Source organism: Rhodococcus sp. P4_F5 (assembly GCF_056401315.1).
In genome coordinates this window covers 1-19,749 of the sequence record NZ_JBFUJP010000089.1, presented here as the reverse complement: position 1 = coordinate 19,749, position 19,749 = coordinate 1, and the positions used below count along the sequence as shown (strand labels likewise).

Here is a 19,749-nt window from a genome sequence, read left to right as displayed (position 1 = left end):
ACATACACCGTGCGCAACACCTCGTGCCGCGCCACCACATCGGCCACCGCAGCACCCAACGCATCGACATCGAGAACACCCGACAACCGCACCACAACCGGAATGTTGTACGCCGACGACGAGGAGTCGAAACGGTTCAGGAACCACATCCGCGACTGCGCAAGCGACAGCGGAATCCGCTCCGGACGCTCCCACACCGTCAACGCGACACGGTCGCCGTCGTGTGCGGAGGAATCCAGCCTGGCCGCGAGCAGTTCGACCGTGGTTGCCTCGAACAGCTCCCGCACCGCAACCCGGGTGTCGAGCGCACTGCCGAGCCGCGCCGCGACCTGCATCGCGACCAGCGAGTTGCCGCCCAACTCGAAGAAGTCGTCGTCCAGACCGACCTGTTCGAGCCCGAGCACCTCGGCGAAGGTCTCGGCAACCAGTCGTGCGGACCCGGTCTGCGGCGCCCGGTACGCGCGCGCCTCGAACACCGGAGCCGGCAACGCCTTTCGGTCCAGCTTGCCGGACGGGTTCAACGGGAACTCCGCCAGTACGACGATTGCCGACGGAACCATGTAGGTGGGCAGCGACGTCGACGCGAAACCGAGCAGGTCCTCCGAGTTCACCTGCGTACCCTGCATGGGCACGACGTAGGCGACCAGGTGGTCGCCCGTCGCCGTCGAGACCACCAACACCGCCGACTGCAGGACCGCGTCGTGCGCCAGCAGTGCCGTCTCGATCTCGCCCAGTTCGATGCGCTGGCCGCGGAACTTGACCTGGAAGTCGGTGCGTCCGATGTAGCCGAGTTCCCCGTCAGCGCCCCAGAACACCAGGTCGCCGGTGCGGTACATGCGCTCGCCACCGGGGCTGAACGGATTCGCCACGAACCGGTCAGACGTGAGGTCGACCCGGCCGTAGTATCCGCGCGCCAACTGGTCGCCCGCCAGGTACAACTCACCCGGCACACCCACCGGAACCGGACGCAGACGCGAGTCCAGGACGAACACCTGCGAGTTCCACATCGGTCGCCCGATGGCCACCGCGGCAGAGTTGCCCTCGCCGGTCACCTCACGGTAGGTGATCGACACGGCGGCCTCGGTCGGCCCGTACAGGTTGTGCAACCTGGCCGGGCTGACTGCCGAGAACGCCCGCACCGTCTCCGCGGGCAGTGCCTCACCGATCACGTACACGTGCCGCAACGAGGCGAGTGACGCGCCGGCCGAGGACACCGTATCGGCGAACACCGCCAGCATCGACGGCACGAAGTCCGTGACAGTGACCGAGTGCTCGGCGATCTTCTCCGCGACGTAGAGCGGGTCGCGGTGGCCGTCCGGGGTCGCGACCACGAGTTGCGCACCCACCCGCAGCGGCATGAACCAACCCCACAKCGAGACGTCGAAGGTGGTCGCGGTCTTCTGCAGGTAGACGTCCGAGCCGTCGAGCAGGTACTCGCCCTGCATCCACTCCATCTGGTTGACGATCGCGCCGTGATCGACGGCGACGCCCTTGGGCTTGCCGGTCGAGCCCGACGTGAAGATCACGTATGCGGGGTGCGTACGACGCAGCACCGCGGACCGTTCCGCGTCGAGAACCGGCGCTGCCGAGTAGCCCGACACGTCGACCGTGTCGATGCACAGGACGGCTCGGCCTCCCGGCGCCTGGAACCCGTCTCGCGCGGTGGTCAGCACGCAGGCCGGATCCGCGGTGTCCAGGATGTGACCGATCCGCTCCATCGGGTGGTCCGGGTCGATCGGCACGTAGGCGCCGCCCGCCTCGAGCACCGCGTAGATGCCGACGACCAGATCCAACGAACGTCGAACAGCCAACGCCACCAACGACTCCGGACCAACGCCCTCGTCGACGAGGAGGCGTGCCAGCCGGTTCACCCGCGCTCCGAACTCGGCGTAGGTGAGCGACTCGCCCTCGTACACCACCGCGATGTTGTCCGGGGTGGCCTCGGCCTGGCGGCGGAACCCGTCCAGGAGCAGCTGACCGGACGGCAGCTCGTGGGCCGAGTCGTTCCAGCCCTCCAGCAGCACCGTTCGCTCCGTGACCTCGAGCAGCTCCACGTCCCCGACGACCGCGGTGGGATCCGCGACGAAGGCTGCGAGGATCCGCAGGAACCGGTCGCCGAACCTACGGATCGACTGCTCGTCGATCAGGTCGGTCGCATAGTTCAGGTCCACCCGCATCCCGGTGGGCGTCCCGTCCTCCCCATGGGACTCCGACATGGTGACCTGCAGGTCGAACTTGGCAATGTCCTCGTCGAACTCCACCGCGGAGACGTCGAGTCCGTCGAGCTCGAGGCTCGACTGCGCGAGGTTCTGGAAGAACAAGGCGACCTGCACCAACGGGTGCCGACCCTGCGAACGGACCGGGTTGAGCACCTCGACCAGCCGCTCGAACGGCAGCTCCGCGTGCCCGAATGCCCCGAGGTCGACCGAACGGACCCGGCCCAGCAGGTCCGCGAAGGACTCGGCCGAATCGACCTCGGTCCGCAACACCAGGGTGTTGACGAACATGCCGACCAGGTCGTCGAGCGCGGCGTCACCGCGACCCGCGACCGGCGTACCGATCGCGATGTCCGTGGTACCCGACAGCCGTGCCAACAGCACCGCCAACGCTGCGTGCACCACCATGAACGGGGTGGCGCCGTGGGCACGCGCAACCGTGCCGAGCGCGGCGTGCAGGCCGGCGTCGAGGTCCAACCCGACCGACGCGCCGCGGTTGGAGGCGACGGCGGGACGCGGGCGATCGGACGGGAGATCCAACTGCGCGGGCAGACCCGCCAGCGTCCCGGTCCAGTACCCGAGCTGACGTGCGATCAGCGAGTCGGTGTCCTGCTCCGACCCGAGCACCTCGCGCTGCCACAGGCTGTAGTCCGCGTACTGGACGGCCAGCGGTGCCCAGGACGGCGACTCCCCCGACTTCCGTGCCGAGTAGGCAATCATCACGTCCCGCACCAACGGCCCCATCGAGAATCCGTCGGAGGCAATGTGATGCACGACGAACACCAGGACGTGGTCGGTCCCCGGGGCCGACTCGCCGCCGTCGATGCTCATCAGCAGGGCGCGCAGCGGCACGTCGACGGTGACGTCGAACCCACCGGCGACGAATTCCGTGGCGCGGGCGAGCAGCTCGTCAGACGCGACCGCGACCGGCGTCAGGTCCACGCTGACCCGGTCGGCCGGCAGGACGACCTGGAAGCCGGCCCCCTCGTGCTCGGGGTAGACCGTCCGCAGGATCTCGTGCCTGGCCAGCACGTCTCCGACCGCGGCCCGCAGCGCGGCCACGTCGAGCTCGCCCGCCAGCCGGACCGCGACCGGGATGTTGTTGACGGCGCTCTCGCTGTCGAACCGGCTCAGGAACCACATCCGAGACTGCGCCAGGGACATCGGGATCCGCTCCGGTCGCCGCTGCGCGGTGAGCGCGATCCGGCCGCCGCTGCCGGCCAGCGCACCCGTCGCCGCGGCGAGCGCCTCGACGGTGGATGCATCGAACACGGTCCGCACCGGCACCGCGGCGTCGAAGGCCGCGCCCAGCCTCGCGGCCACCTGGGTCGCGATCAGCGAGTTGCCGCCGAGCTCGAAGAAGTCGTCGTCGACGCCCACCCGGGCGATACCGAGCAGCTCCGCAAACACGCCGGCCACGATCTCCTCGACCGGGGTCGACGGCGCCCGGAACTGCTTCGCCTCGAAGACCGGCGACGGCAGCGCCTTGCGGTCCAGCTTGCCGGAGGCGTTCAGCGGGAAGGCCTCGAGCACCACGAAGGCCGTCGGCACCATGTAGGCCGGCAGGCTCTCGCGCAACGCGGCCTTGACGTCGGCCAGGTCCACCGAGGCGCCGGCGGTGGGCACCAGGTAGCCGACCAGCGCCTCACCGGAACGGTCGTCGTGGTGCAGCGTGACGACCGACTGTGCGACGGAATCGAGGCCCACCAGAGCCGTCTCGATCTCCCCGAGCTCGATCCGCAGACCGCGCAGCTTCACCTGGAAGTCGGTGCGGCCGAGGTAGTCGAYCTCACCGTTGCCGATCCACTTCACCAGGTCGCCGGTGCGGTACATCCGGGCCCCGCCCACAAAGGGGCTGGCCACGAAACGGTCCGCGGTCAGGTCGGGCCGGCCGACGTACCCGCGGGCCAACTGGTCCCCYGCCAGGTACAGCTCGCCGGCCACCCCGATCGGAACGGGCCGCAGCCGCGCGTCCAGCACGAACACCTGGGTGTTCCACACCGGTGCGCCGATCGGCACGCCCACCCGGTCCGCCTCGGTGACCTCGTGGAAGGTCACGTCGACCGCGGCCTCGGTCGGGCCGTAGAGGTTGTGCAGCCGCGCCTGTGGCGCCACCTCGCGCAGCCGGTCTGCGGTCTGGGCCGGCAGCGCCTCACCTGAGGCGAACACGCGAACCAGCGAGGACGCCGACGCGACGGCAGGTTCCGCCACGTACAGCGCCAGCATCGACGGCACGAAGTGGGCGGTGGTCACCGACTCCGCGGCAATCACTCGTGCGAGGTACGCCGGATCCCGATGGCCGTCCGGCACCGCGATCACCAGGCGCGCGCCGACCTGCAGCGGCCAGAACAGCTCCCACACCGACACGTCGAACGTGACCGGAGTCTTCTGCAGCACCGCGTCCGTGCCGCCGAGCCGGTACTCGGACTGCATCCACAGCAGGCGGTTGACGATTGCCCCGTGGCTGACGGCGACGCCCTTCGGACGGCCGGTCGATCCCGAGGTGAAGATGACGTAGGCGGTGTTCGAGGGGGCCAGCGACGCGATGCGATCGGCGTCGACAACCGGGCGGGCACTGAAGCCGTACAGCTCGAGCGCGTCGATGTTCAGGACAGACCTGTCCCCCGGCGCCTCGAATCCGTCCCGCGTCGTGGACAGGATGCACACCGGGTCCGCGGAGTCGAGAATGTGGCCGATCCGGTCGGCCGGCTGATCCGGATCGATCGGCACGTAGGCGCCACCGGCCTCGAGCACCGCGTAGATGCCCACGAGCAGGTCGAACGACCGGCGCGCGGCCAGCGCCACCAGCGACTCCGGACCGACACCGATCGAGATCAGGTGCCGGGCCAGCCGATTCGCTCGCGCCGAGAACTCGGCGTAGGTCAGCGACTCGCCGTCGAAGGTGAGCGCCGCCGCTGTCGGCGTCGCCGCGACCTGCGCCTCGAACAGGTCCACGAGGGTCTGCGGGGAGATCAGTTCGTCCGTCGCGTTCCAGTCGAACAGCACCCGCTCGCGCTCGGCGTCGCCGAGCAGCTCGATGTCGCCGACCAGCACGTCGGGAGCAGCGACCACCTCGCGCAGGATCCGCACGAACCGGTCCGCGAACGACTCGACTGTCGCCCGGTCGAACAGGTCGGTGGCGTACCGCAGGGCGGCAGCCATCCCACCGGGTCGGCCACCGACCTCGACCCCCTCGGTGACGATCAGCGTCAGGTCGAACTGGGTGGTGTCGGCCTCGTAGTCGACACCACTGATGGTCAGCCCCGGCAGTTCGAGGGTGGAGTCCTCGTCGAGCTCCAACGTCATGGACGCCTGGAACAACGGCGAATGTGACTGCGAGCGAGCCGGGTTGAGTGCCTCGACCAGTCGCTCGAACGGAACCTCGGCATGCCCGAACGCGGCCAGGTCGGCCACTCGGACCTTCTGGAGCAGTTCGCCGAAGGATCCGGCCGGGTCGACCTCGGTTCGCAACACCAGGGTGTTGACGAACATCCCGACGAGGTCGTCCAGCGCGGCCTCACTGCGGCCGGCGATCGGCGTACCGACCGCGATGTCGGCAGTGCCGGACAGGCGCGCGAGCAGCACCGAGTACGCGGCGTGCACGACCATGAAGGTGGTGACGCCGTACTCGCGGGCGAGTGCCTCGATGCCGGCGGCCACGTCCGGGTCGATCTCGAAGGGCAGCCGGGAGCCACGACCGGACGCCACCGCCGGTCGGGGCCGGTCCGTCGGCAACTCGAGCACGTCCGGAAGCCCCGCGAGAGCGTCCTTCCAGAACCCGATCTGCTGGGCGGCCAACGACTCCGGGTCACTCTCGGAGCCGAGTAGCTGGTGCTGCCACAGCGTGAAGTCCGCGTACTGCACCGGCAGGGGCGCCCATGCCGGAGCCGCTCCGGCGGTGCGTGCCACGTAGGCCAACATGAGGTCGCGGGCCATCGGCGCCGTCGAGACGCCGTCCGCGCTGATGTGGTGGATCGCCATCACCAGCACGTGCTCGTCGGGACCGGTGTGCAGCAGCGAGCCGCGCACGGGGACCGCCGCCGTCACGTCGAAACCGGCACCGAGGATCTCGACCACCGTGGCCGGCAGATCCTGCGGGTCGATGTCCACCGGCGTCAGGTCGAGCTCGACCCGATCGGCGGGCAGGATCACCTGGACCGGCCCCTGTCCGTCGTCGGGGAACACGGTCCGCAGCGACTCGTGGCGTTCGAACACGTCGCGGACCGCGAGTCCCAACGCCTCGGCGTCGAGGCGCCCGCGCAGGCTGATCGCCAACGGGATGGTGTACGCGGACGAGTCCGGATCGAACTGGTTGAGGAACCACATCCGGTTCTGTGCCAACGACAACGGAATCCGGTCCGGTCGCGGTCCGGCCACCAGCGCCGGTGCGCCGGGCGCCGTCGCGGCCGTTTCGACCTGTGCCGCCAGCCCGGTCACCGTCGACGCCTCGAAGACCGCACGCACGCCGAGGTTGCAGCCGAGCGCCGCGTTGATCCGAGACACCAGCCGCATCGCGAGGAGCGAGTTGCCGCCGAGCGCGAAGAAGTCGTCGTCGGCGCCGATCCGGGGAGCACCGAGCAGCTCGGCGAACACTGCGGCCACGACGGCCTCCGCCTCGGTTGCCGGCTCCCGGAACTCGGTGGTCGCCACTGCGAAGTCCGGCTCCGGCAGCGCCTTGCGGTCCACCTTGCCCGCAGAGCTGAGCGGGAGCTCGTCGAGCACCACGATCCGCGTCGGCACCATGTAGGCCGGCAGGTCGGCGGCCACCGCGGCGCGCAGGTCCGCCTCGGTCGGAGCCGTGTCGGGCCGCGGGGTCACGTAGCCGACGAGGTGCTCACCGGCGCGCGCGCTGCGCACCATGGTCACGATGGCCTGCGCGACGGAGTCCGCCCGCGTCAGCACCGCCTCGATCTCGCCGAGCTCGATCCGCAGGCCACGCAGCTTCACCTGGAAATCGGTGCGGCCCAGGAACTCCAACCGTCCGTCACGATTCCAACGCACCAGATCGCCGGTGCGGTACATCCGGTCACCCGGCTGACCGAACGGGTCGGCGACGAACCGTTCCGCGGTCAGGTCCACACGACCGACGTATCCGCGGGCCAACTGGACACCCGACAGGTACAACTCACCCGCGGAGCCGACGGGAACTGGATGCAGGCGGGTGTCGAGCACCATCGCGGCCGCGTTCCAGCTGGGCCCGCCGATCGGGACGGTGGTGCCCTCGCCGGCGTACCGCTCGACCGCCGGCTCGTAGAGGATGCCGACTGCGGTCTCGGTCGGACCGTAGGCATTGTCGATGGTCGTCCCGGTCGCCGCGACGAAGTCCCGCAGCACGTTCGGCGCGAGCGCCTCGCCACCGGCGAACACGACCCGCAACGAGTCCAGTCCGTCGGCCTTGCCCGCCGCGAGGAACATGCTGAGCATCGACGGGACGAACTCGGCGATCGTGATCGACTGCTCGTCGATCAACGCCGCCAGGTAGTCGGGATCACGGTGGCCGCCGGGCACGGCGAGCACCACCCGACCGCCGACCTGCAGCGCGGCAAAGCACTCCCACACCGACACGTCGAACGTGGTCGGCGCCTTCTGCACCACCCGGTCCGTCACGGTCATCTCGTACCGGTCGGTGAGCCAGGCCAGGTAGTTCACGATCGACTCGTGGCTGATTGCCACGCCCTTCGGTCGGCCGGTCGAACCCGACGTGTAGATCACGTACGCGGCGTTCTGCGGGCGCAGCGGCGATCGCCGGTCACCGTCCGTGACACGGGTGGCCGAGTACCCGCTCAGGTCCACCTCGTCCACCACGATCTTCGTGCAGCCGGCGGGCAGGCAGCCCTGGTCCCGGCTGGTGGTCACGGTGCACACCGGTGCCGCCGACTCGAGCACGTACCCGGTGCGCTCGGCCGGATGCTCCGGATCGATCGGCACGTACGCGCCACCGGCCTTGACGATGGCGTACATGCCGACCATCAACTCCAGCGAGCGACTCATCGCCAGGCCGACCAGCGTCTCGGGTCCGACCCCGTCGGCGATCAGCTTGCGGGCCAGTCGGTTCGCACGCTCGTCGAACTCGCGGTAGGTCAGGCTCTGTCCCTCGAACACCACGGCGATCGCGTCGGGGGTGCGCGTCACCTGTCCGTCGAACGGGTCGATCAATGTCATCGGCGCGAGATCGACCGCGGTCTCGTTCCACTCCCGCAGCACCCGTTCGCGCTCGTCGGCCGCCAGGATCTCGACGTCACCGACCGCAACGGCCGGGTTCGTCACGGACGCCTCGAGTATCCGCACGAAGCGCGCGGCGAACCCGGCAACGGTGGACTCGTCGAAGAGGTCGGACGCGTACGTGAAGCACGCCTCGAATCCGTTCGGTTCGCCGGTTGCCGTGAACGCCTCGGCGAGGATGAGGTCCAAGTCGAACTGGGTGACCGCGACATCGGATTCGAGCAGGCCGACGGTCAGGCCCGGCAACTCCAGGTCACTGCGCTCGAGGTTCTGCAGCGTCAGAGACGCCTGGAACAGCGGCGAGTGCGACTGCGACCGGATCGGGGCGAGCGCCTCGACCAGCCGCTCGAACGGCACGTCGGCATGACCGAACGCGGCCACGTCGCGGTCGCGGACTCGACGGAACAGCTCGACAAAGGTGTCCGCGGGGTCCACCTCGGTGCGCAGCACCAGGGTGTTGACGAACATGCCGACCATGTCGTCGAGTCCGGCCTCCCCTCGGCCCGCGATGGGTGTGCCGACCGCGATGTCAGCGCTGCCGGACAGGCGCGCGAGCAGCACCGCGAAGGCTGCGTGCACGACCATGAACTGCGTCACGCCGTGCTCGCGGGCGATCCGGCCCATGCCGGCGTGCAGTTCTGTTCCGATCTCGAAGGACAGCTTCGCCCCACGGCTGCTCCCGACGGCCGGTCGGGGACGGTCGGTGGGCAGTTCCAACAGGTCCGGCAGGTTCGCCAGGGCACCGCGCCAGTAGTCCAGCTGGGTGGTGATCAGCGAGTCCGCGTCGTCCTCGGACCCGAGCAGTCCACGCTGCCAGATCGCGAAGTCCGCGTACTGCACCGGGAGCGGGGCCCAACCCGGGCCCTCCTGCCCGGCGTTGCGCGCCGCGTAGGCCACCATCACGTCGCGCGTCAGCGGCGCGATCGACCAGCCGTCGGCGCTGATGTGATGAACGGAGAGGACGAGCACGTAGTCCCGTTGGCTCGTCGCGTACAGCGCGGCACGCAGCGGCACCTCGCCGGCGACGTCGAACGGCGCCGACATCATCGCGAACACCCGGTCGTGGATCTCGTCCTCGGTGACGACCACCGGGGTCAGGTCCGGAACCACCTGCGCGGTCGGCACGATCACCTGCTGCGGGACCCCGTCGACCTCGGGGAACACGGTGCGCAGCGACTCGTGACGCTCGAGCACGTCCACGACCGCGGCCTGCAGGGCCACCGTGTCGAGGTCGCCGGTGAGCCTGATCGCGACAGGAATGTTGTACGCCGCAGAATCCGGATCCATCCGGTTGAGGAACCACATCCGTTGCTGCGCAAGTGAGAGCGGCAGGACGTCCGGGCGCGGCTGCGCCTCCAGCGCGGCCCGGCCACCGAGGCCGACCCGCTGTTCCAGTGCCGCCGCCAGATCCCGCACCGTCGAGGCCTCGAACAGCGCGATCACCGGCACGGTGGTGTCGAGCGCGGCACCGAGACGTGCGGTCACCTGGGTGGCGATCAGCGAGTTGCCGCCCAGGGCGAAGAAGTCGTCGTCCAGGCCGATCCGCTCGAGCCCGAGCACGTCGGCGAACACGCCCGCGACGACCTCCTCGGCCGGAGTGGTCGGCGCCCGGAACTCCCGAGCGGCGAACACCGGCTCCGGCAACGCCTTTCGATCCAGTTTGCCCACCGGCGTGAGCGGGATCTCGTCGAGCACCATGATCGATGCGGGCACCATGTACGCGGTCAGCGACCGCGCCACGAACTCCGTCAGCTGCGCCGGGTCGACGGTGCTTCCGGCGGCCGGCAACACGTACGACACCAGCGAGGTGGCACCCGCAGAGCTGGTGTGCCCCATCGTCGCGGCGAACTCCACGTCCTCGTGCGCCAACAGAGCCGAATCGATCTCCCCGAGTTCGATGCGGAAACCGCGCACCTTCACCTGGAAGTCGCTGCGGCCGACGTACTCGATCACCAGCCCGTCTGCGCCGGGGACCCACCGCACGACGTCTCCGGTCCGGTACATCCGCTCGCCCGCGGTGCCAGATGTCGCGGCGACAAACCGGTCCGCGGTCAGCCCCGCACGGTGGTGGTAGCCCAGCGCCACACCGGGACCCGCCAGGTACAGCTCACCCGCGACCCCCACCGGAACCGGGCGCAGACGCACGTCGAGCACCCGCGCGGCAACCCCGCGCAGGGGCACACCGATCGGCATCGTCCCACCCGGCACCAGCGGATCGCTGCTGGTGACGATGATCGTCGTCTCGGTCGGGCCGTACACGTTGAAGAACCGGCGGCCCCTCGCCCACCGCGACATCAGGTCAGACGTGTATGCCTCGCCACCGACCATGACCGACTCCAGGTCCGGTAGCTGGTCGGGATCGAGCGATGCCAGCGCCGCCGGGGTGATGAAGGCGTGACTCACCCGCTCCTCGCGCAGCAACCGGGTCAATTCGTCGCCGCCGTACACCGACGGCGGAACGATCACCATGGTTGCCCCGGCCCCGATCGCCAGCAGCAGCTCGAGCATCGACGCGTCGAAGCTCGGTGAGGCAAAGTGCAGTGTCTTCGACTCGGGGGTGATCCGGAACCGGTCCCGCTGCTCGGCCGACAGGTTCGACAGCCCGCCGTGGCTCACCGAGACACCCTTGGGCGTGCCCGTCGACCCGGACGTGTAGATCACGTATGCCGTGTTCTCCGGCCGCAACGTGCCGACCAGCTCGGCCTCGTCGACGGGGGCAGACGACATCGACGCGCAGTGCAGCTCGAGCTCGGGCGAGTCGATGACGAGCCACTGCACCGATGCGGGCAGTGCCTCCACCGAACCGGCGATGGTCAGGCCGAAACGAGCACCCGAATCGGACACCATGTGCGCAATCCGGTCCGCCGGGTAGTTCGGGTCGACGGGAACGAATGCCGCACCCGTCTTGGCGACGGCCCACACCGCGAGCACCGACTCGATYGACCTCGGAATACCGAGGGCGACAAACGCACCCGGACCCACGCCCGAACCGATCATCATCCGAGCCAGCCGCGACGACCACTCGTCGATCTGCCGATACGTCAGCTGCCGACCGTCGAACCGGACGGCGATGCCGTCGGGGTTCGACGCCGAGGCCTCCGCGAGGAGCTCGGGCAGCGGCACGATCGGGTCCGCGGCCGCAGCCTGACGAACGGCGAGATCCGACCGCTCGACCGCCGACATGATCTCGATGTCGCCGACCGAGGTGGCGGGCTCGACCAGGATCACATCAAGAATCCGGACGAAGCGCTGTGCGAACACAGACACCGTCGGTTCGTCGAAAAGATCTGTTGCATAGGTGAACTCGGCACGCATCGGACCGTCGGCCGCACCTGCCGGCTGCAGCGTCAGCTGCAGGTCGAACTTGGAGCTGTCGAGGTTCGCGTCCTCCGTGGAGACCGTCAGCCCGGGGAGTTCGATCGAGGCCGCGGCAGTGCTCTGGAACGCCAGCGCAACCTGGAACAACGGGTGACGCGCCGTGGAGCGGTCCGGATTCAGTGCCTGCACGAGCCGCTCGAACGGCACGTCGGCGTGCCCGAAGGCGGCGAGGTCGCGCTCGCGCACCTGCGCCAGCAATGCCTCGAACGAGGCCGCCCCGTCGACCTCCGTCCGCAGCACGAGGGTGTTGACGAACATGCCGATCATGTCGTCGAGCTCCTGCTCGCCACGGCCGGCGATCGGCGTGCCGACCGCGATGTCGGTGGTCCCGCTCAGCCGCGAAAGCAGCACGGTCAGCGCCGCGTGCATCACCATGAACAGCGTGACGCCGCGTGCCTGCGCGAACTCGACCAGCGCACCGTAGGTGCCCGCCGGAACGTCGAACTCGAACCGCGCGCCGCCGAACGTCTGCACTGCGGGCCGGGAACGATCCGCAGGCAGGTCGAGCTTGTCGGGCATCCCCGCCAACACGTCCTGCCAGTGCGTGAGCTGACGGGAGAGCAGGCTCGACGCGTCGTCCTCGGACCCGAGCACCTCGCGCTGCCACAGGCTGTAGTCCGCGTACTGGACCGCCAGCGGCGCCCAGGTCGGCGCCGCGCCGGCGGCACGTGCGGTGTAGGCCACCACGATGTCCCGGGCCAGCGGCCCCATCGAGAACCCGTCGGCGCTGATGTGGTGCACGACCACGACGAGCACGTGCTCGGTCTCGCTCAGCTCGAACAGCTGCACCCGCACCGGCACGGTCGTGGTGACGTCGAAGCCGGTGCCAACCGCCTCGGTGACCCGCGCCGCCAGCACCCGCTCGTCGACCCGGACCGGGGTCAGGTCGAGGGTCGTCTCCGACACCGGCACGACCCGCTGAACCGGGCCGTCGGACGCGGCCGGGTACACCGTCCGCAGCACCTCGTGGCGGGCCAGCACGTCGAGCACCGCGGCCTCGAGCGCCGCGACGTCGAGTCGGCCGGACAGCCGGATGCCGCCGGGGATGTTGTATGCCGCCGACTCGGGCGCCATCCTGTTGAGCACCCACATCCGCTGCTGCGCAAGCGAGAGCGGAACCTGCTCCGGACGCTCACCCGCGACCAGGGCGATCCGGTCCCCACCGCCGACATGCGCCTGCACCCGCACGGCCAGTTCGCCGACGGTCGGCGCCTCGAACAGCCAGGCCACCGGAATCTGGGTCTCGCGCGCCGCACCCAGGCGGGCCGCGACCTGGGTGGCGACCAGGGAGTTGCCGCCGAGCGCGAAGAAGTCGTCGTCGAGGCCGACTGTCTCGACGCCGAGGACGTCGCCGAAGACCTGGGCCACCAGTCGCTCGACGTCCGTGGTCGGCGCCCGGAACTCGGCCGCCTCGAACTCGGGATCCGGCAGCGCCTTCCGGTCGAGCTTGCCGTTGATGTTCAGCGGCAGCGCCTCGAGGACCACGAAGGCCGCGGGCACCATGTAGCTCGGCAGCGCCTCCGCCGCGTCGGCCTTCAGCCGCGCCACGTCGAGGTCCGCGCCGGCCGCGGGCACCAGGTAGGCGACCAGCCGGTCGCCGGTGCGCTCGTCGGACTTGGCGGTGACAACCGCCGCCGCGACGGACTCGTCGCGCATCAGCGCCGACTCGATCTCGCCGAGCTCGATCCGGAAGCCACGCACCTTGACCTGGAAGTCGCTGCGCTCGAGGTACTCGAGCTCACCGGTCGGCAGCCAGGTGACCAGGTCACCGGTGCGGTACATGCGCTCACCCGTGGCGCCGAACGGATCGGCGACGAACCGGTCCGCGGTCAGGTCCGGGCGGGCGTGGTAGCCGCGGGCCAACTGGGCGCCGGCCAGGTAGAGCTCGCCGCCGACGCCGGCCGGCACCGGGTTCAGGCGGGTGTCGAGGACGTAGACCCGGGTGTTCCACTCCGGCACACCGATCGGCACCGAACCGGTGTCGCCGTCGAGCACCTCGTGCACCGTCACCGACACCGCGGCCTCGGTCGGGCCGTACAGGTTGAACATCGCTGCTGCGTTGGCGCCGCGGAAGGCCTGCGCGGTGGCGGCGGGCAGCGCCTCACCGATCGCGAGCACCCGACGCAGCGAATCCGACAGCGCGCCACCGGCTGCCGCGACCATCAGCATCGACACCGTCGACGGCACCGCGTGCAGCGTGGTCACGGCCTGACTGCGGAGCAGGTCGAGCAGGTAGTCCGGGTCCTGGTGGCCGCCGGGCTTGGCGATCACCATTCGGCCGCCGGAGACCAGGGCCGACCAGAACTCCCACACCGACAGGTCGAAGGTCGCGGCGGTCTTGAGCAGCACCGAGTCCGAGCCGTCGAGTGCGAACCTCTCGGTCATCCAGAGCAGCTGGTTGACGATGGCCGAGTGGCTCACCGCCACGCCCTTGGGCCGACCGGTCGAACCGGACGTGAAGATCACGTACGCCGGGTGCTCGGAACGCAGCGGCCGGGTCCGCTCGGCGTCCGTCACCGGCGCCTCGGAGTAACCCGACAGATCCGTCTCGTCCAGCAGGAGGACAGAGCTGTCCCCTGCTCCCTCGAATCCGTCTCGCGCGGTGGACAGTACGCACGCCACCGCCGCGGTCTCGAGGATGTGGCCGATCCGCTCGGCCGGGTGATCCGGATCCACCGGCACGTACGCGCCGCCGGCCTGGGTCACCGCGTACATGCCGACGACCAGGTCGATCGAGCGACGCATCGCCAACGCGACCAACGACTCAGGTCCGACGCCCTCCGCGATCAGCCGGCGGGCCAGGCGATTGACCCGGGCGTCGAACTCGCGGTAGCTCAGCTCGGTGCCCTCGAACCACAGTGCCGGGGCGTCCGGGACGGCGGCCACCTGCGCGTTGACCAGGTCCGAGAGGGTGACGTCCGCGACCTCGGCCGCCGTGTCGTTCCAGCCCGACAGCACGAGCTGACGCTCGGCCGGGTCGAGGAAGTCGAGGTCGCCGACCGTCTCGGCCGGGTTCGCGACCGCGGCCGCGATGATCCGCACGAACCGCTCCGCGAAGCGCTCCACCGTGGACTGGTCGAACAGGTCCGTGGCGTAGTGGAACATCGCGTCGAATCCGGCGGGAGTTCCGTCGGCGTCGAAACGTTCGGTGAGGAACAGCTGCAGGTCGAACTGCGTGATCTGGGTGTCGATCTCGAACGGGGCCACCGTGAGTCCGGGCAGCTCCACGCTGCTCTGGGCCAGGTTCTGGAACGAGAAACCCACCTGGAACAGCGGGTGCCGGGCCGTCGAACGGGTCGGGTTGAGCACCTCGACGAGTCGCTCGAAGGGGACGTCGGCGTGCCCGAAGGCCGCCAGGTCCGACTCGCGCACCGCCGCAAGGAGATCCGCGAACGACTTGGATCCGTCGACATGGGTGCGGAAGACCAGCGTGTTGACGAACATTCCGATCAGGTCGTCCATCGCGGCCTCGCCGCGGCCCGCGATCGGCGTACCGACCGCGATGTCGTCGGTGCCGGACAGCCGGGCCAGCAGCACCGTCAGCGCGGTGTGCGCGGCCATGAACAGGGTCGCCCCCTGCTCGCGGGCCAGCGTGCCCAGCCCGCGATGCAGGTCGGCGCCGATCTCGAACGCGACCCGCCCGCCCTGCTGGGAGCGGGTCGCCGTCCGCGGGCGGTCACCGGGCAGGTCCAGCTGGTCGGGCAGCCCGGCCAGCGTGGTGCGCCAGAAGTCGAGCTGCTGACCCGCGACCGACGTGGCGTCGTCCTCGGAGCCGAGCACCTCGCGCTGCCAGATCGCGTAGTCGGCGTACTGCACCGGCAGTTCGGTCCAGACGGGGGTCTGGCCCTGCGTCCGCGCCGCGTAGGCGGTCATGATGTCCCGCCCGAACGGGGCCATCGACGCACCGTCTGCGGCGATGTGGTGCACCACGGATCCGAGCACGTACTCGGAGTCTCCGCCGTCGACCGCGAACAGCACGACCCGCACCGGGACCTCGGCGGTGACGTCGAATGCCGTGGTGGCCAGCTCGAACAGCCGCTGCGGCAGCTCGTCCGCGCTCACCTGCACCGGGGTCAGGTCGACCACGGACGCGACGGGCTCGATCACCTGGACCGGGCCGTCCTCTGTCTCCGGGTAGCGGGTGCGCAGCGACTCGTGCCGGGCGAACACGTCGCCCAGGGCGGCCGCCATCGCGGCCACGTCGAGGTCGCCGGTCAACCGGATCGCCATCGGGATGTTGTACGCGGAGGAGGCGGTGTCGAAGCGGTTGAGGAACCACATCCGCTGCTGCGCCATCGACAGCGGCACCCGCTCCGGCCGCTGCTGGGCGACCAGTGCGGCGCGGCCGCCGGAGCCGGCAAGTTCGGCGACACGGGCGGCGAGCGCTTCGACCGTCGAGGCCTCGAAGAGCACCCGCACCGGCACCCGGGTGTCCAGTGCGGCGCCCACCTGCGAGATCACCTGCGCGGCAACCAACGAGTTGCCGCCGAGCTCGAAGAAGTCGTCGTCCAGACCGACCCGGCCCACGCCGAGGACACCGGCGAAGACACCCGCGACGATCTCCTGCACCGGATTCGTCGGCGCCCGGAACTCCCGCACCTCGAACACCGGCGCCGGCAACGCCTTCCGATCCAGCTTCCCGGACGAGTTCAACGGGAACGCCTCGAGCACCACCAACGCCGACGGCACCATGTACGACGGCAACGACCGGGCCGCGAACTCCTTGAGCCCGTCAACCTCGACCGAGGCGCCCTGCACGGGTACCACATACGCCACCAGGTGATCACCCGTCGCCGTCGCCACCACCAGCACCGCCGACTGCAGCACCGACTCGTGCGCCAACAACGCCGTCTCGATCTCACCGAGCTCGATCCGCTGACCACGGAACTTCACCTGGAAGTCCGTGCGACCGATGTAGTCGATCTCGCCGCCGGCCCGCCACGTCACCAGGTCACCGGTCCGGTACATCCGGGAACCGTTGCCGCCGAACGGGTTCGCTACGAACCGGTCCGACGTCAGGTCCACCCGCCCGTAGTAACCCCGCGCCAACTGCACACCGCCCAGGTACAGCTCGCCCGGCACGCCGACCGGCACCGGCCGAAGCCGGCCGTCGAGCACGAACACCTGCGAGTTCCACTCCGGACGACCGATCGAGACCGCCCCGCCGACCGCGGTGTCGGTGACGTCGGCGTACGTGATCGACACCGCCGCCTCCGTCGGGCCGTAGAGGTTGTGCACCCCGGCATCGGAGACCAGCGCGAAGTCACGCACCGTCTCCGCCGGCAACGCCTCACCGATCACGAACACGTACCGCAGAGACGAAAGATCCTCACGGGCAACGGCGCCCGCGAACACCGTCAGCATCGACGGCACGAAGTCCGTGACCGTCACACCCCGCGCCCGGATGGTCTCCGCGACGTACGCCGGGTCGCGATGCCCGTCCGGCGTCGCCACCACCAGCTGCGCACCCGCGCGCAGCGGCATGAAGAAGCCCCACAGCGACACGTCGAACGTCGTCGCCGTCTTCTGCAGGTACACATCCGACCCGCCCAGCGGGTACTGCGCCAGCATCCACGCGATCTGGTTGGCGATCGCCCGGTGGCTGACCGCGACACCCTTCGGCTTGCCCGTCGAACCCGACGTGAAGATGACGTACGCCGGATGATCCGGCGACAGCCGCGCGAGCCGGTCGGCGTCGGTGACCGGCGCCGCCGAGAACCCCGACGTGTCGAGCGTGTCGATCCGCAGGACAGACCGCTCCCCCGGAACCTCGATGCCGTCCCGAGCGACGGTCAGCACACACGCCGGATCGGCGGTGTCGAGGATGTGACCGATCCGCTCCGCCGGGTGGTCCGGGTCCACCGGCACGTACGCGCCACCCGCCTTGACCACCGCATAGATACCGACAACCAGGTCCAGCGAACGGCGAATCGCCAACGCCACCAACGACTCGGGACCCACACCCTCCGCGATCAGCAACCTCGCCAACCGGTTGACCCGGGCGTCGAACTGCGCGTACGTCAGCTCCTCGCCCTCGTACACCAGAGCCGTCGCGTCCGGCGTCGCCGCGACCTGCACGTCGAACGCGTCGAGCAGCAGATCCCCCGGCTCGACCACGTGGTCCGAGTCGTTCCACCCGGCCAGCATCAGCGCCCGCTCGTCGTCGCCGAGCAGCTCGACATCACCCACCGCCAGCGCCGGATCGGCCGAGACCGCCCGCAGCACCCGGGTGAACCGCTCACCGAAGGCCCGCACGGTGGCCTCGTCGAACAGGTCCCGGGCGTAGGTCAGTTCCACTGCCATACCGGCGGGTGCGCCGGACTCGTCGACGCTCTCGGTCAGGGTGACCTGCAGGTCGAACTTGGCGATCGCGGCGTCGAAATCGACGCCGGACACCGAAAGTCCGCCCAACTCGAGGGTGGGCTGGGTGTGGTTCTGGAAGAACAGGGCCACCTGGAACAACGGGTGGCGCCCCTGCGAACGGGCCGGGTTGAGTACCTCGACGAGCCGTTCGAACGGTACGTCCGCGTGCCCGAACGCCCCGAGGTCGGTCTCCCGGACCGCGCCGAGCAGTTCGGTGAACGGCGCCGCGGGGTCGACCTCGGTGCGCAGCACGAGGGTGTTGACGAACATGCCGACCAGGTCGTCGAGCGCCGCGTCGCCGCGGCCGGCGATCGGGGTGCCGATCGCGATGTCGCCGCTTCCCGAAAGCCGGGCCAGCAGCACCGCCAGCGCGGCGTGCACGACCATGAACAGCGACGAGTTGTTGCCGCGTGCCGTGTCCGACAGCGCCGCATGCAGATCCGCGTCCACCGCGAACTCGACCGTGCCGCCCACGTTGGACGCCACCGCCGGCCGGGGCCGGTCGCTCGGCAGGTCCAGCTGCGCGGGGATGCCGTCCAGTTCCGACGTCCAGTAGCCGAGCTGGCCGGCGATCAGCGACTCCGGATCGTCCTCCGAGCCGAGCACCTCCCGCTGCCAGAGGCTGTAGTCCGCGTACTGCACCGCCAGCGGCGCCCAACCCGGCGCCTCGCCGGCCGAACGGGCCGCGTAGGCGATCATCACGTCGCGGGTCAGCGGGCCCATCGAGAACCCGTCCGCGGCGATGTGATGGATCACCAGCACCAGCACGTGCTCGGTCTCACCGACCTGGAACAGCGTCGTGCGCAACGGCACCTGCGCGGTGACGTCGAACCCGACCGTCGCGACCTCGGTCACCCGCGCGAGGAGCTCGTCGGCACCGACGGCCACCGGCGTCAGGTCCGGAACCACCTCGCCGGCGGGCAGGATCACCTGCACCCCGGCGCCCTCGTGCTCGGGGTAGACGGTCCGCATGATCTCGTGCCGGGCAACGACATCGGCGATCGCGGCCTGCAGGGACGGCACGTCCAGCGCGCCCGAGAGCCGGATCGCCGCCGGGATGTTGTTCACCGCGGACTCGGAGTCGAAGCGGCTCAGGAACCACATCCGCTGCTGCGCCAGCGACAACGGAATCGACTCCGGACGCTCCTGCGCGACCAGCGCCTTGCGCCCACCCTGCCCGGCGTGCTGCTCGACTGCCACCGCCAACGCCGCAACCGACGGCGACTCGAACAACGTCCGCACCTGCACCGTCGTGTCCAGGGCTGCACCGAGCCGCGCCGTCACCTGCGTCGCGATCAGCGAGTTGCCGCCCAGCTCGAAGAAGTCGTCGTCCGCACCGACCCGCTCCACCCCGAGCAGATCCGCATACACCGCGGCCACGATCTCCTCGACCGGGCCCGACGGCGCCCGGAACACCTTCGCCTCGAACACCGGCGCCGGCAGCGCCTTCCGGTCGAGCTTGCCACTGGCGTTGAGCGGGAACTCGTCGAGCACCACGAACGCCGACGGCACCATGTAGGCCGGCAGAGCCCGCTCGACGGTGGATCGCAGCTCGTCCACATCCAGGACG

Annotated in this window: 1 protein-coding gene; it reads right to left on the bottom strand. The window is 70.0% G+C overall.

The genetic code is table 11. From position 1 onward, the window contains the following. Nucleotides 1–19,749 (bottom strand): non-ribosomal peptide synthase/polyketide synthase (locus AC1DU4_RS23640; RefSeq protein WP_477844031.1); only part of this gene is annotated, 19,749 nt, incomplete at both ends.